At 47.0% G+C, this 13,153-nt stretch carries 18 protein-coding genes; 10 read left to right on the forward strand and 8 right to left on the reverse strand.

What is annotated here, in order from left to right; all coding sequences use genetic code 11:
* On the forward strand, positions 1–1,101 hold the full coding sequence (locus tag AWQ24_RS14650) for a hypothetical protein (protein WP_065717415.1): 1,101 nt from the start codon (positions 1–3) through the stop codon (positions 1,099–1,101).
* 32 nt (positions 1,102–1,133) lie between these two features.
* Here AWQ24_RS14650 and AWQ24_RS14655 read toward each other — a convergent pair whose 3' ends face one another.
* The 7 genes from AWQ24_RS14655 to AWQ24_RS14685 all read right to left on the reverse strand — a co-directional run bounded on the left by AWQ24_RS14655 (position 1,134) and on the right by AWQ24_RS14685 (position 4,847).
* Positions 1,134–1,529 (reverse strand): ASCH domain-containing protein, encoded by a 396-nt coding sequence (locus AWQ24_RS14655; RefSeq protein WP_065717416.1) that lies wholly within the window; start codon positions 1,527–1,529, stop codon positions 1,134–1,136.
* 48 nt (positions 1,530–1,577) lie between these two features.
* Entirely contained in the window at positions 1,578–1,808 is a 231-nt protein-coding gene (locus AWQ24_RS14660) for a hypothetical protein (RefSeq protein ID WP_065717417.1), read from the reverse strand.
* A gap of 2 nt (positions 1,809–1,810) precedes the next feature.
* Positions 1,811–1,999 (reverse strand): helix-turn-helix domain-containing protein, encoded by a 189-nt coding sequence (locus AWQ24_RS14665; RefSeq protein WP_065717418.1) that lies wholly within the window; start codon positions 1,997–1,999, stop codon positions 1,811–1,813.
* Between the two features lie 67 nt (positions 2,000–2,066).
* Positions 2,067–2,270, reverse strand: coding sequence for a hypothetical protein (locus AWQ24_RS14670; RefSeq protein ID WP_065717419.1), 204 nt, complete (start codon positions 2,268–2,270; stop codon positions 2,067–2,069).
* Positions 2,270–2,482, reverse strand: a complete 213-nt coding sequence (locus AWQ24_RS14675) for a hypothetical protein (protein ID WP_065717420.1) — start codon at positions 2,480–2,482, stop codon at positions 2,270–2,272. Before AWQ24_RS14675 ends, AWQ24_RS14670 begins: the two co-directional genes overlap by 1 nt.
* Complete coding sequence (locus tag AWQ24_RS14680) at positions 2,479–4,578, reverse strand: DUF3987 domain-containing protein (RefSeq protein ID WP_065717421.1); 2,100 nt, start codon at positions 4,576–4,578, stop codon at positions 2,479–2,481. Before AWQ24_RS14680 ends, AWQ24_RS14675 begins: the two co-directional genes overlap by 4 nt.
* Positions 4,575–4,847 carry a hypothetical protein gene (locus AWQ24_RS14685; RefSeq protein ID WP_065717422.1) on the reverse strand — a complete coding sequence of 91 codons (273 nt, stop codon included), beginning with the start codon at positions 4,845–4,847 and terminating at the stop codon, positions 4,575–4,577. Before AWQ24_RS14685 ends, AWQ24_RS14680 begins: the two co-directional genes overlap by 4 nt.
* 431 nt (positions 4,848–5,278) lie before the next feature.
* Between AWQ24_RS14685 and AWQ24_RS14690 the strand changes: the two genes are divergently transcribed.
* The 9 genes from AWQ24_RS14690 to AWQ24_RS14735 all read left to right on the forward strand — a co-directional run bounded on the left by AWQ24_RS14690 (position 5,279) and on the right by AWQ24_RS14735 (position 12,315).
* Positions 5,279–5,521 carry a helix-turn-helix transcriptional regulator gene (locus AWQ24_RS14690; protein ID WP_065717423.1) on the forward strand — a complete coding sequence of 81 codons (243 nt, stop codon included), beginning with the start codon at positions 5,279–5,281 and terminating at the stop codon, positions 5,519–5,521.
* Between the two features lie 431 nt (positions 5,522–5,952).
* On the forward strand, positions 5,953–6,372 hold the full coding sequence (locus tag AWQ24_RS14695) for a hypothetical protein (RefSeq protein WP_065717424.1): 420 nt from the start codon (positions 5,953–5,955) through the stop codon (positions 6,370–6,372).
* 7 nt (positions 6,373–6,379) lie between these two features.
* On the forward strand, positions 6,380–6,673 hold the full coding sequence (locus tag AWQ24_RS14700) for a hypothetical protein (RefSeq protein ID WP_065717425.1): 294 nt from the start codon (positions 6,380–6,382) through the stop codon (positions 6,671–6,673).
* Entirely contained in the window at positions 6,666–7,382 is a 717-nt protein-coding gene (locus AWQ24_RS14705) for a CHAP domain-containing protein (protein ID WP_065717426.1), read from the forward strand. Before AWQ24_RS14700 ends, AWQ24_RS14705 begins: the two co-directional genes overlap by 8 nt.
* A complete protein-coding gene (locus AWQ24_RS14710) occupies positions 7,375–7,626 on the forward strand; it encodes a hypothetical protein (protein ID WP_065717427.1) in 252 nt (83 codons plus the stop codon). Before AWQ24_RS14705 ends, AWQ24_RS14710 begins: the two co-directional genes overlap by 8 nt.
* A complete protein-coding gene (locus AWQ24_RS14715) occupies positions 7,616–8,344 on the forward strand; it encodes a hypothetical protein (protein WP_065717428.1) in 729 nt (242 codons plus the stop codon). Before AWQ24_RS14710 ends, AWQ24_RS14715 begins: the two co-directional genes overlap by 11 nt.
* A gap of 3 nt (positions 8,345–8,347) precedes the next feature.
* Entirely contained in the window at positions 8,348–10,375 is a 2,028-nt protein-coding gene (locus AWQ24_RS14720) for a hypothetical protein (RefSeq protein ID WP_065717429.1), read from the forward strand.
* 408 nt (positions 10,376–10,783) lie between these two features.
* Complete coding sequence (locus AWQ24_RS14730) at positions 10,784–11,146, forward strand: hypothetical protein (RefSeq protein WP_065717431.1); 363 nt, start codon at positions 10,784–10,786, stop codon at positions 11,144–11,146.
* 62 nt (positions 11,147–11,208) lie between these two features.
* Positions 11,209–12,315, forward strand: coding sequence for a hypothetical protein (locus AWQ24_RS14735; protein WP_065717432.1), 1,107 nt, complete (start codon positions 11,209–11,211; stop codon positions 12,313–12,315).
* A 61-nt stretch (positions 12,316–12,376) separates the two neighbouring features.
* On the opposite strand, the gene AWQ24_RS14740 is transcribed toward AWQ24_RS14735, so the two are convergent.
* The gene (locus tag AWQ24_RS14740; RefSeq protein WP_157096892.1) at positions 12,377–12,883 is read right to left on the reverse strand and encodes a hypothetical protein; all 507 of its coding nucleotides are present in this window, start codon (positions 12,881–12,883) and stop codon (positions 12,377–12,379) included.
* Between the last annotated feature and the right edge of the window lie 270 nt (positions 12,884–13,153).

A 13,153-nucleotide genomic window follows, 5' to 3' on the forward strand; every position in this document is an offset into this window, starting at 1 on the left:
ATGGGTGAGAATCAGATCGATAAAAAGATCACCACAGCCAATAACCGACTGAAGGCAGCCAAGATCGGCATCAAAATTTATCGCAGGGGGGAGCGGCTATATCTGCGGGGCACTCTCCCCCCAAAGAACGGAGAAGGGAAGCCTCGCCCCCAATGGCTAGCCTTAAAGACCTACGCCAACTATGAGGGGGTAGCGGCGGCGGAAAAGGAAGCGAAAAAGGTGGGGGGACTATTGGCCTGTGGGGAATTTTCCTGGAAAGCTTATTCTGACCATCAAGAGCCAGAAACCATTGGGGACTATCTGGAACAGTTGCGATCGCAAAAAATTGATCGAGATGGGATATCCCCGCGCACCTTTGACCATGAATATGCACGGGTATTTCGTGGGCACCTAGAGGAAGTCGCAAGCCTGGGGGTTTTAGAGAAAATCCTTTTGGAGTCGGAGTCTAACACTAGAAACCGTCGCCGCTTTGCTCTAGCCTGTGGAGCCTTGGCCGATGTTGCGGGGCTGAATGGGGGGAAGCTCAGAAAATTAAAGGGGGACTATGGGATTAAGCGGTTATCCCCCAGAGACTTACCGACGGATAAGGCGATCGCCCTGGCATGGCAGCGAATTTATGAGGCAGATAAGCAATGGGCCTTTGTCTTTGGGCTGATGGCTATCTATGGCCTAAGAAACCATGAAGTTTTCCATTGTGATCTAAAGGATTATCCGTTGCTCTGGGTTTCCAGGGGAAAAACAGGGGAGCGATACGTTTATCCGTTCTATCCAGAATGGTTAGAGGATTTCAAAATGAGGGAGGGGACATTGCCAGAAGTTAACCGAAAAGACAATCAGGGCTATGGTCAGGCCGTAACCAAAGCCCTGGGGAAATATTTAGATTTTCCTCCCTACTCCTTGAGACATTGTTGGGCCGTGCGAACGATTGGGGCCATCGATCAATCCTTGGCAGCCGCGCAAATGGGCCATGCGATCGCCGTTCACAATGAGACCTATCATCACTGGATTAAGCGCGATACTCACCAGAAAGCTTTTGATCTCTATCTGAAAAATCCCAACAGGCCAAAACCGCCAATTTTGCCCAAAAACGAAAAAGAGTAGACGCGTGTCTACTCTGTCTACTGTTTGAATGCTTAGAACCAATTTAGTGGTTTCCAATGAATTAGATCCCCAATAAAGTGAGGGGGCAAAATCCCATCTTTGGGAGAGGGAAAGAAAAACCCCCTAAGGCTTGTAAGGTCGGGAAATCCATCATCTTTAGCTAGTTGTTGGGCCTTTGTTGGGGGGACTATCTTCCCATCCAAAAAGATTTCGATTTTGGTGATGCTCGTCAGCCATATCTCAATCGGCTGAATCTTCGTGCAAACGGATTTGCCGATCCTGTATCCCTGCGTTGACCGTTGGGCACAGTAAAGATAGAGCGTGTCCCCCTCCTTTATAGGGAGCTTCCGTTTTGCCCTGATGGTGTGATTTTTTTTGCCTTCCGCTACCAGGTCGGCAAATTGCTTTTTAAAGCTCAGTGCTGGCATAGTTCTCATTCCTGAAAGGGTGAATAAGGGCCTTCCAATTTAAAAAAATCAGAACAGGCTTAATGGGGTGTGAACAGTGGGCTGCTCTGGGGTAGAGGATTTAATAAAGAAGCTCAAATTTTCCACTTCCCCCTGGAGCTTCGGATTTTGCGATCGCCATTGCTGGAGCAGGTGAATACATTCCCCAATGGCATACCGTTGGGCACATTCCCCATGGAGATATCGGGGTTTTTCGGTGCCAGTTAATTTGATTTGCATGATCACAGTGATTCGTTTCATGGCTATTCCCCATCGAAAAGAGCAAGGATTTTCGGCTTGTTCCAGCGGTAGTCCGGGCGGCTATCGGGAGTCGAGATATCGCGCCAATAGCCTTTCTTCGGGAATCGCCGCGACTGCCTTAGGCGGTGCAGGTGCTTTGTGGAGATGCCAAGGGCTTGGGCCATCTCAGCAGTGGTAATCCATTTGCTCATTAAAAAATGTCCTCCAACGTGATTTCCTGGTTCCGTCTCTTGCGCTCTTCTGCTTCCATCTCTCGGATCAACCCATTAAGCTGCTGGAATTGATAATTTCGTCGAGAACATCAAAGGCTTCAGCAATGGCCCGCTCTGTTCTTTCTTCGTGGCCAAAATCGAGAAGGACTTTCTTCTCAAGAGAGAGGATTTCCCAGCGATAGGAGTATTTCCCCTGGGAAATGCGAACAGTGAAATTCCCATAGCCAATTTCAAAGGGCAGTGCAATCATCAAAACTCTCCTATGTCGTCTAGGTAATCGGTTAGGTCGTTTAAATCTTTGAAGGCATCACTGGCGGCCAATTCAATGCTGTGGTTATTCCCGAAAGCGACGCACTCATTGTCAAGAGAGGCATTAATGCTCCAGTGATAAAAACCCTTATTTCTGGTGATTTCGATGAAATATTCACCAAACGGAATCCGATAAGGCAGTTCAACCATCATGCGTCTCCTAAAAAGCAGAATTTAAGTTTTGAGCCGCCCCCCTCGGTGTGACCAAAGCCAAGATTTCTAAGCTGTTCAAACTTGGCGCGGATTTCCTGGGGGGAAGCGTTGCGAAAATTGCGGTTATAGCGTTTGACCATGGAGGCAGTGATCCATCCGTCTCCTAGGTTTTCTTGCCGTTGCCGGGAAAGGTTAACGATCGCCTTTAGGGAGTTGCCGATCCCTTCCTCTGGAGCATCCGCTAAAAATTTGCGGACTTGGTTGCAGTAGAAGGCGACCAACTTCGTGGCTTCTTCCAATCGCGCCTTGGGGATTGTCGATTCTGGCGGGTTTGGGAGAGGCACCAGGTCATTCCAGTCCCCCTGGGAATTTAGTTCTTCTCCCATGGAGGCAAACCAATCGAAATAATGGTGCAAATGGTGGAGGATGATCGCGATCCGGGCGATCCGGCCAATGGATTTCGAGTAGTAGGCACTCATGGCCAAAAGCTTGTCTTCGGCGGATTTCCGTTCGATTTCGTCGTGCTGTTGGCGAAAATATTCCCACCCAGCAGCATCTAAATAAAAATCCTGTTGATGGAGGGTATTGAACCAGCTATAAAGCCCAATCAACAGACGTTTCACCATGGATTGTCCATTATTGGAATGCAATCGCTTTGGGTTTTTGGGTTGATGTACCCAGATAAACCGAGACCACATTCCATCCTCATCCTCGCAGGTGCCCATGAGTTCGAGCAGTACCTTGGGTTGGATCGCCCCAAAGACTGACAACAGGGCTTTATTGGTTTTTCGGATCACCCCCTCAGAGCGGAGGTCACGGGCGACGGAACCGGAATAATAGGCCAACAGTTCAGCCCTGGTGAGACTGATCACCCCATCGCCCTCGATGCCTGAGAAAAGGTGCTTCAGTTCGTCATAGACATAGAGGATGGTTTTGTTGGGGAACCGGGCGAACTGGTTATTAAACCCGGCACTGTTCCCGCTGGTGACAAAGTAGGTGAGGGTATCTTTTTTCGGTTCCCTGGGCTCGCCTTCGGGGTACATCTGGTGAAATCCTTTTTCAAGGGCTTCGCGGGTTTCAGTCTCCTTGCAATGGTTAATTTCTTTGCGTAGGCGGTGAAATTCCTGCAAATTTTCTTCGTAGTCGAGCATTTCCCGTTCCCGCAGTTTGTCTAGATTCATCTGAAGCTGATTTAGAGGTTCTAAAACAAAAATGCTCAGGATTGCGGATTTACGGGAAGAGCCTTCACCAACGATGCCGCCAAAGAGATTGGCTGATTCGCTAAAGTGCTGCTCTGGGGCAAGATGCAAGCGCGTTTTGGCATTGACGACAGAAGATAACCCGACCAGAAGCGTGGTAAAGCAAGCGGCGGGCTTCACCCCTAGGAGATAGGCCACGCGGTTGATCGCATTGGCGAGGGGGTCAGGGAGAAAATCAAGGTTTAGATCAATACCGGAAAGCTTGATGTAATGGGCAAGCTCATGGGTTTCTTCTTGCCAGGACTCGTTTTCCTCTACTTCCTTGACGGTCAGGCCATAGAGTTTATCGAGTTCACGCTTGGGAAGGTTTGATTCATCCTTGACGCGCTGAAGCTCGATTTCTAGCTCTGTGCCATGGAGATTCTTTTGGGCGATCGCCTGTAATTCTTCGGTGACCCGTTGGCGTAGTTTCCCCCGGTAGAGGGAATCAATTTTGATGGGGTGAAGATCGGCGCGGTCGGCGAGGTTTTTAAGGATTACCTCCGTTTCTGATTTGGAGAGGGTAGAGCGATTTTCAACGAGCTGGTTGATTTCGGACTCTAGTTGGTTGGAATCGATCGAGGCTTTAGCCCCTGTCTTGGTCTTTGCTTTTTTCTTGGGAGCGGATGGAAGGATTTCCTTGGAGATCGCCGGACTGGTGGCGACGGTTTTTAGGAGAGAAGAAAGCTGGGAACGGTGGTTAAGGGTTTCTGGTTTCCCTGCTAATTCCAGACCTTCTAGGGTTTCCGTCGCAATGGCGATCGCCTTATCCAGTTTTTCGGCCTCGTTGTCCCCAGGGGAGAGCTGGTAGCGATAAATCGCCCCATCCAATAGGCCGATAACATCTTCAATATTCACAAGGCAATACCTGAGTTGTTGTCTGTGCAAGAGGCTTGATCAAGCTCTGATTGGTAAAAGGCGATCGCACGGGTAGACATTGCCTCCAAACGAATCGCCAAAGCCAGATCAGCCTTTACTTGAATCTTTGCGATTCTTAGGTCGGGAGTTAGAGGGACGCGACTTAGTAGGCTTTCGAGAAGATTCAGGCTTCTGATGTTGAGGCGTGCCATTTCCCGAAGCACTTGGGCCATGTTGCGCTGGTTGATCAATCTTTGGTTGGGAATCATTCTTTGCCTTCTCCAAAATCTCGGTGAATTGGGAACAAACTTGTAAATGCAAATAACGCCGCATTGCTTCGGCCTGATAGCCAATAAGCTCTACGGCGTTTTCATCAATGAAGGGGGAGCTAAACCAAAGCTGCAAAAGGTCACCCCTATCTCGGACAAAAATAATGTGTTCCGGTACGATGAAAGTCGTACCCAATGAAAGTAATTTCATGGTATTTTTGTATTAATTTGAGTTAGTAAAACCCCCGTTGCACCGGGGGTTTTTTATTAGCGTGTGGGTTCAACGAGTCAAAACCAGGGTGGTTCAAATGCACTGATAGCGACTGGTTGAGGGGTGAAGGGCTAAAATATAGGGACTGGAAAATGCACAAACCCAGTTCAATATTTAAGCCCTTCCGAGTGTCCGGAAAACCGGACACCCTGAATATAGTATGCAAGAAAGCAACCGTCAACAGACCTATGTGGATATGGGAGAAATTCTTAAGAAAAAGAATATTTCTCAGCGGTGGTTAGCGAAAGAAATTGGTGTCAGCAAGTCTTCTTTGAATGACTACATCAGGAAAAATTCTGCGCCAAAGCTTGACCCTATGCAGATGTGGAAGCTTTGTCGGGCACTGGACTGCTCTCTTGAAGAATTAGTGAGAGACCTCTATCCAGTACATCTGGAAAATTAAATGGAGTCACGGGCGATTACCAGCGAGAGGCGATCGCCTCTTTTTTTTGTATCTTCTTGATACAAAATCTCCTAAAAATAAACAGTAGACGCGGAAGAGTAGACGTTTGTCTATTTTGTCTACTGTTTGCTTGAAAGCCTTGCCCAGACTGAATCACAGCAGTAGACAAAGGTGTCTACTCTTTGTCTATTTGTCTACTGTTTTTGCCATAAAGTTAAGAGTAGGTTAAGTCAAGTTAACCAAACCTTTAGAAAACCCCGAAAACAGTAGACAAGTAGACAGAAAATAGACAGAATGTCTACTTTTTCTGAGCCATGTCTTGACTGCGTTTCAGCCAAACAGTAGACAAAGTAGACAGTTGTCTACTCTTTTACGATTTCTCGAAAAACAGGGCTATTATTGGTATTTAGTTACCAGTAATTTTGAACCACATGGCTATTCAGACAGGAATCTCAGACAATATCGCAGGCTTGACCTTCGAATATGATGACGTAACAGGCGATGTCGCCAGCATTACCCTCGACTGCACCGACCCGGCGATCACCAAAATCCCGGCGGCCCTGGCCCTCAACGCAGACCGCGCCGAATTAGTCGAGACAGCACTATTTGACGAGCTGATCGCCCAACTCAGCGACAAACAGACGGATCTTGATTGCCCGGTCTGGGCTGATACCGCGAATACTGTATTTGAATCCCAGGGAATTGTTGATCGTGATTCAGGACAGACCGACGCGAATGGGGCCCCGATTACAGAAACGCAAATCTTTAAGCGCACTTCGATCCTTCAATACTACAAATTCAGCCCCAGCACGAATTTCAGCCCATCCAATGCCGTCAACGACAACGACTAGGACAGGAATGAACGATTTAACCCAACTCCTAGTTAACCTGACCATTCTCATCGCTACTGTTTGGGGAGCCGTTCGAGCGGGCCTGAACATTTACAAGCACTTTCACCTGCTAAAGGATCTCCCTGATGAGATAGATGCTGACCTTGGGGAGATCCACCGCCAATTAAATGCCGTTTGGGGAAAACTGGATCATCTCACTGAACTAACCGACGCAAGGCTAGACCGTATGGAACGGCAGCTTAATTATTTAGCAGGTCTGACCCGAATCAATATTGAAAATTTGGAAGGTCGCCATGATTGAAGAGATTTTAAAAGTAGCCCGTGGAGAAATTGGCTACCGGGAAAACCCCCCAGGCTCAAACCGAACTAAGTATGGGCGCTGGTACGGGATGGATGGGAATCCGTGGTGCGCGATGTTCACCAGTTGGATTTTTGAGCAGGCGGGTTTTCCTTTGCCGAAAATGCAGGACGGCGCTCCCAGCGGCGCGGCCTATTGCCCCTACATCGAAGGGTATGCGCGGCGGGTCGGGCAATGGCATAAGTCCCCACGGGCCGGAGATTTGGCGTTGTTCCATTTTGGCAATCGGTTGGCAGTTCACATCGGGATAGTGGAATCGGTAAGCGGGGCAAAATTTAGCTCTATCGAGGGCAACACCTCAGCAGCCAGCAATGCTAATGGAGGCATGGTGCAAAGGCGATCGCGCTCTGTTGGCGTATGTCGCGGCTTTTATCGCCCAATCCCAGCAGAAATTGCAACCGAAAAATATACTTATCACCGATTGATCCGCTTGAGAAAACCTTTTATGGCTGGCTCTGATATTTGGGCCTGGCAAAAGCAGGTTAATTTTTGGAGGCTAGCAATCGAGATCGACGGTGTTTACGGCCCTGAATCAGAAAAAGCCTGTCGAGAATTGCAGCAAAAATGGGGACTAGATGTTGATGGCATTATTGGCCCCATCACTTGGGCTAGAACATTTCTCCCAAGTTCTGAGGCTATTAAAAATGAGTGAATCAGACAAAGATAAATTATTCAAAATAGCCTTCTCAAAAGAAGGCCTTCAAACAGCAGATATCGCCTATTATTTGCTCCTATTTTTGCCAATGCTTGCCGGGTTTTATTGTGGTTATATCTGGATAAAAGCAACCGTCTGGCATCCTGAAATCCCAGAAGAAAGGCTGACCCCGTTATTTTGGACAAGCTGCATTTTGATAGGCGTCCCCGTCGCCGGAGGATATGCCAAAAATGGCAAGTAAATTATTAATTAATGGGCAATTATTTATCGGGAGGACTGACATTCAATCCTTCTCAACACAACAACAAGGTGGATCGGGGATTGAGGTCAACTGGGGCGGTGGGGATATTGATGTTTTGACTGGGGAAACCTATCAATTTGTCGATCACGTTGTAGGAGGGATGTGGGAATTTTCCTTATATCGAGCACACTGGTCTAGTGGCGCAAGTAAGTGTCAGTACATTAAATCAATAAGAACTCTAACCGCTAGTAGTTGGTCTAATCCGAGTTTTGGGACATCTCAAATAGGTAGTCCTCCCCCTGACCCTGTAATTAATTGGGAACAAGTAACACAAGCAAATACCCTTAATCAAAGTATCTGGAGTTATGTAGCAGGTAATAACGATAGTCGATGCAGTGGGACAAAACTTTGGTATCAAAGGAGATATGGGAGTAATCGCAGGACACTAGATACCTGTATTAATGCTTACGCTTTTTTTGAGACAAAAACTTTTCCTAAAGTCTTAACTAACACAGGGCAAACTTCAGTCAGGCAAACAGGGGTTACACCGTTAGTAAGAGTTCTTGGGAATGAGTGCAACTTAGCTATCACCTACACAGACGGAAAAACGCAAATATTGACCTATCCAGAATGCCCCCCTGTTGCCCCTTTTGAGGATGAAATATGCCCCCAAGCTTGCGATAAAGCGAATCAGATTTTAAATAGATTGAGAGGTTAGGAAATGGCTTGTAATTGTGGGGGATTGAATTCAAAATTAAGCGCAATTTTGGGAGCTGTTCAAAATCAAAATGCTCGGATATCAGCCTTGGAAAAAACAGTATCAAGGCTTGATGAGAATGACAAAAATTTTGTTGATAGATTGCTCTCTAGCTTGAAAAGCAATAGTGGCGAGTTAGCCTTGATTATTGGGGGTCTTTCTATTGGGGGGATTCAGATCGGCTATGGGCTAAAAGAAGCTGTAGATATCAGACAAGCCCTAAATGGATTGTCGAGTGACTTGGGGGGTAAGATATCCAGAGTAGAAAAGACAATAGATGCTACAAAAGCGGATATTTTAATTGAGAACGGCAAAATTAAACGGATTGCAGAACGGGCCAACAAGAACGCCAATAATGCCCTAAGCACAGCAACCGCCGCCGGAACTACCGCCGCCGCAACCGCCGCTACGGTAGTTTCTTTAAAAGTAGCATTGGCGGCATTGGGGGCTACGGTGGCTTTACTTGCCCCTGTACTCTCCTTAGCTAATGAAGTAAGAAAAATCAGGAATGATTTGTATGACTATGTGGATCGGGGGGACGATTTAAATGGTCGGCTGATTTTAAATGTTCAGAAAACCGCTAAAAATCGGATCGACCAATTAAGAACAGAACTTGATGACGTTGCTAAGGAGCTGTCCAGACTGAGGGCAGATTTAAAAGCGGACATCTCCCAAGCTAACCAAAAAGCCCAGAAAGCCCTAGATGCTATCCCCGGCCTAGAGTCTCGGATCACCAAGAGGGTCACAGAATTGAATCAAAGCCAATATACAAGCATCATCACAGAAATTAGGAGAAGAGATTGCACAGGCACAATAGTTAAGGTTCCGGCCCCGTATCCCGTGGATCGCCCGGTGATCGTAAAAGTCCCTGTTCCTACTCCTATTAAAATCCCTACTCCCTACCCGGTGAATGTTCCGACTCCCTACCCCGTGACCAATACGATCACCACGACACGGATCGAAAAGGTGCAAGTACCTACGCCGTTCCCGGTGACAAATACTGTGACTAAAATCGTCCCTCAGATTGTGACGATCACCCCAGATTGTCCTGATCCGTGCCCGCCATGCCCGGAAATTCCGGAACCACAGGAAATTGTTTACCCTGAGTTGATCGGCCAGTGGCTTGATCCGGGTTGTGGAGTCGATGAGCCTCCCACGGTCTACCAGTATGGGGGACAAGGCTTTTTCGGGATAGCGGATGCTGTGGAAAAAGTGGGCCAGCAATTGGCGGATCTAAAACTGGCACTTTGCCCCTGGTTGAAAGAGCCAGAACATGACTACTCGATTGTGGATTGTTTTGCTGCAAAAGACGCGGCCCAATGCGATTTAGCCTATACGCCACCGATCTATTCAATCCGTCAGCTTAAGGGGATGGATTATTTCCAAGAATTGAACAATCAAATTCTGAATTATCTGGCGGAAATTAAGGCTGATTTTTGCAAGATTGAGGCTAATGCTGATTGGAACGTAAACACTTTTGATGAGGTCAGCCACCTTGTCAGCGGAATTTATTTGACTTTCCGAATGATGGACGTGACAGAGCCCACTTTTCCTAGACGGCGATCTAATATCACAACTTATGCTTATGAGCTGCCAAGGGCCAGAACAGATATCAGCTTGGCAACCCTTAAATGTATCGAATGGAACCGTGGGCCCAACTATTTTTGGGTAAGTCCAGAGGGTATTAATTCTAAAAATAAGCTGATTTCTGGATACTTCGAGAATGAACGAAAAGCAAAATGCGATTTACGCAGACTCTATAATTTGACAGAATTTGCGGCTCAAGGGATTGCTCCTGTTTTTGGCTTCAATAAAAGAACCCAACAAAAGCGCACACCTGCAATTGGAAAATTTAAGATTATACAGGCTGCTTTATTTAATGTGGATACAGGGGAATGCTTGAAGCGGTGGCATTCTAGGGATTTTGTTCCTTGCCCGAATGATCCTAGTTGCCCTGAGTGCCCTCCAGATAATAATCCGTTGTGCCAGTAACTTTTAGGGAGTATTCCAACTCCGATCATTGGGGTCATCCTTGCAGCCAAATTTAGCCCGTTCTAGCTCTAGGCAATCTAGGCATTGCGGGCACTCTTTAACGTAAATTCTGTTTTTGTGACGGAATGCCCATAGCTCCTTATTTTTGATTTTGGTGCGGAGATTGGCACGGGTTAGAAAATTGTCTTTTTCGTATTTGGTAGCCAGTACCCATGGTTGATCGGTATTCTCCCCTCCAAAGGTAAAAGGGGGTAAAGCGCGGGTTTTATCACGGCCTTGGTTAAATGCTGTCATTTTGTGATCATCTATTATAGTCAACCACTCAGATCTAGAGGCAAAAAGGCACTTTTCACCACTGATTGAGCCAGGATTGTAGTGCAACTGAATCCTTCTTTTGAGGTAATTACCATGGCTTTTGCAGCTAATACAACTCCCTTACCTACTGATTATTTCGCAGATTACGAGCTTTTAGAAGCAACCGATCCGGCCCCTTCCCAGGGGATCTTTATTCCCCTTGCCTCCCTTGCTGGCTTAAGCGCCGTTGAAGCCAATGCCACCACGGGCGACGGCCGTGAAGTTGTGCGTAACTTGGTAGAGACTGCTGTTTCGGCTCAATTGGCTGCTATTGCCGCTGATGCCACCGTAGCACCTCAAAACTTTGGCGTGGTCAAATCCAACCCGGTTGGTTCTGGCATCGATACTTACAATCAGAGTTACCAAATCTCTGCTGTGGTCAAGGCTAGCGCCGCATCTGTTGAATTCCCCGCTTAACCAAGGGAGGGGGAGTAATTCCCCCAAAGTAAATTTTTTAGATTTTTCTCTTAGGGGGAATTATGCCGAGCAGAGTAGCCAGTTATGGCTTTTACCAAAATCAAGCTGATAATTTTATTGGGCCTATCGATTTTTCCGGAGATAAGCTCTATCGAGTCGATTGGGGTACACCCATCCCAGTAGTAAAGGGACGATGCGGAATCCCCAGCTTCCTTACAGACAACGAAATGGTGGATGTACTCCAAAAGTTAGGGGCACAAATTTTTAGCATTGACCAACGGAATGCTACTGAAAACAACACCCTAGAAACGGATGTTGATCAGAATGTACAGGATAAAAGCATTCCCAGCACTTACAAGCCGAAATACTGGGAACCGCGAAAGTTAGTTTTCACCATGACCAATGGGGAATCCATCCGATTGATCGCGCCCCGGCGAGAAGGTTGTGCCGCCATCGCTAAGGCAATCGCCCAAGACTTAGTGTTTAAGTCTGGTATGCAAGTGGTTAACATCGAATTAATTGGGGAGCATTGGCTAGATGCCCTTGCTATTTGGCGAAAGACCCTAGGCACCAAACAGCCGTCCCTCTCTGTGGGAGAACGGTGGTCAGGGCTTCGAGATGACGATCCAAACGTGAAAAACGCCCAATATACTTGGACTTACAACTATGCGGCTGATTTAGCGGATAGCGGTACGCCTGGGGATATCATCCTTCTACGCGGGAAAGTCGCCTCTATGACCGATTCTAATAATCGGGTTATTCGCCCTCCCATTGTCGATAACAACGATTGGCGACGGATGACTAAGCCTGTTGAAGAGGATTTCCTTGAAGTAGCACGCAAATCTTGCCGTCAAGTTGCAGACCTCACTCCACGTCACTTAATCGCAGACTTTGCGGTAGGGGATGAGGACGAAACGATTATCGAGAATAACACCGGGAAAAAACGGTTTATCAGTGCCAGCATGATGATCCCTTTGGCGGATTATAAGTCTGCATTTTTTGCAGGCATCACGCCTCCTGGTACCCCCACGTTGGGAGGGGCGATCTCTCAGTTTGTGAACAGTAATAAACACATGGTTTGTGCTGAGTACCGTGGGGAAAGTAATCGGCGATTCGGGGAATGGCTGAGATTGGCCCCACTAGAATCCCTGGTTAACTTCCTCACCTAATTTTTGTCTCTCCTATTGATGAGTAGGATTAGGCGATCGCATTTTTGGCGATCGCCTTTTTTTATTGGGTTAAATCCTTGTAACTGATTGATTTTAAGCGCCGAATTTCTTGAGGGGAAAATTCCGAATATCGCTGGGAGGTATCCCAATAAAACAAAGGAATAGGGGCACAAAACAATAAAATCAAGTCAACCCAAATAGGAAGGGAGAATGTAACGGATACCAAAAAAGTTCCCATGAGAACAACCCAAAATTTCCCATAAGCAGCCTGTCTTCTATATACAGCCCAGGCCGACCCAAATCGTGGCAAAGCCGCCTTGATGATCGCGCGAACCAGGACAACCCACACAATCAAAGCGGCAATAGCAGCAATCTCATCTGTTTCCGCCAAATAACCAACATGAAAGGCCGCCAGATAAGAAAACAAGCCTATGGGAATTATTTCCGCCAGCATGATGCCTACTTCTTTTCGGTATTCTCTTCTCACAAAACGAATCCAAACTTTGCTCAAATCATAGTCGGATTTTTCAGAGGGGAGTAGTTCCCACTGTGGCGGCGAAACTCCCAAAATCGTTCCAAGATTGTTCCAAGGAAAAATTAATTCTCCCCAAACCTTTACCTAGAAAGGATTCTATTTTTAAGGACTGAGGACTCATAAGCCCAAGGTCGGCAGTTCAAATCTGCCTCGAGCCATTTTTCAGGCTGAATAAAAACACACAGAACCCTTGATTTACAATAAATTTGGGGTTCTGTGTGTTTTTACCATAGGGACTGGTAGGGACTGGTGAGGACTCATAGGACACAAAAAAACGTTCCAAGATCGTTCCAGGGGAAAACC

Source organism: Picosynechococcus sp. PCC 8807 (assembly GCF_001693295.1).
Lineage (GTDB): Bacteria > Cyanobacteriota > Cyanobacteriia > Cyanobacteriales > MRBY01 > MRBY01.

Coding starts and splice junctions, on each gene's coding strand:
- AWQ24_RS14695 (WP_065717424.1), top strand. CDS start 5,953: ATGGCTATTCAGACAGGAATCTCAGACAATATCGCAGGCTTGACCTTC.
- AWQ24_RS14720 (WP_065717429.1), top strand. CDS start 8,348: ATGGCTTGTAATTGTGGGGGATTGAATTCAAAATTAAGCGCAATTTTG.
- AWQ24_RS14700 (WP_065717425.1), top strand. CDS start 6,380: ATGAACGATTTAACCCAACTCCTAGTTAACCTGACCATTCTCATCGCT.
- AWQ24_RS14730 (WP_065717431.1), top strand. CDS start 10,784: ATGGCTTTTGCAGCTAATACAACTCCCTTACCTACTGATTATTTCGCA.
- AWQ24_RS14665 (WP_065717418.1), bottom strand. CDS start 1,999: ATGAGCAAATGGATTACCACTGCTGAGATGGCCCAAGCCCTTGGCATC.
- AWQ24_RS14710 (WP_065717427.1), top strand. CDS start 7,375: ATGAGTGAATCAGACAAAGATAAATTATTCAAAATAGCCTTCTCAAAA.
- AWQ24_RS14735 (WP_065717432.1), top strand. CDS start 11,209: ATGCCGAGCAGAGTAGCCAGTTATGGCTTTTACCAAAATCAAGCTGAT.
- AWQ24_RS14670 (WP_065717419.1), bottom strand. CDS start 2,270: ATGATTGCACTGCCCTTTGAAATTGGCTATGGGAATTTCACTGTTCGC.
- AWQ24_RS14705 (WP_065717426.1), top strand. CDS start 6,666: ATGATTGAAGAGATTTTAAAAGTAGCCCGTGGAGAAATTGGCTACCGG.
- AWQ24_RS14650 (WP_065717415.1), top strand. CDS start 1: ATGGGTGAGAATCAGATCGATAAAAAGATCACCACAGCCAATAACCGA.
- AWQ24_RS14655 (WP_065717416.1), bottom strand. CDS start 1,529: ATGCCAGCACTGAGCTTTAAAAAGCAATTTGCCGACCTGGTAGCGGAA.
- AWQ24_RS14685 (WP_065717422.1), bottom strand. CDS start 4,847: ATGATTCCCAACCAAAGATTGATCAACCAGCGCAACATGGCCCAAGTG.
- AWQ24_RS14660 (WP_065717417.1), bottom strand. CDS start 1,808: ATGAAACGAATCACTGTGATCATGCAAATCAAATTAACTGGCACCGAA.
- AWQ24_RS14690 (WP_065717423.1), top strand. CDS start 5,279: ATGCAAGAAAGCAACCGTCAACAGACCTATGTGGATATGGGAGAAATT.
- AWQ24_RS14715 (WP_065717428.1), top strand. CDS start 7,616: ATGGCAAGTAAATTATTAATTAATGGGCAATTATTTATCGGGAGGACT.
- AWQ24_RS14675 (WP_065717420.1), bottom strand. CDS start 2,482: ATGATGGTTGAACTGCCTTATCGGATTCCGTTTGGTGAATATTTCATC.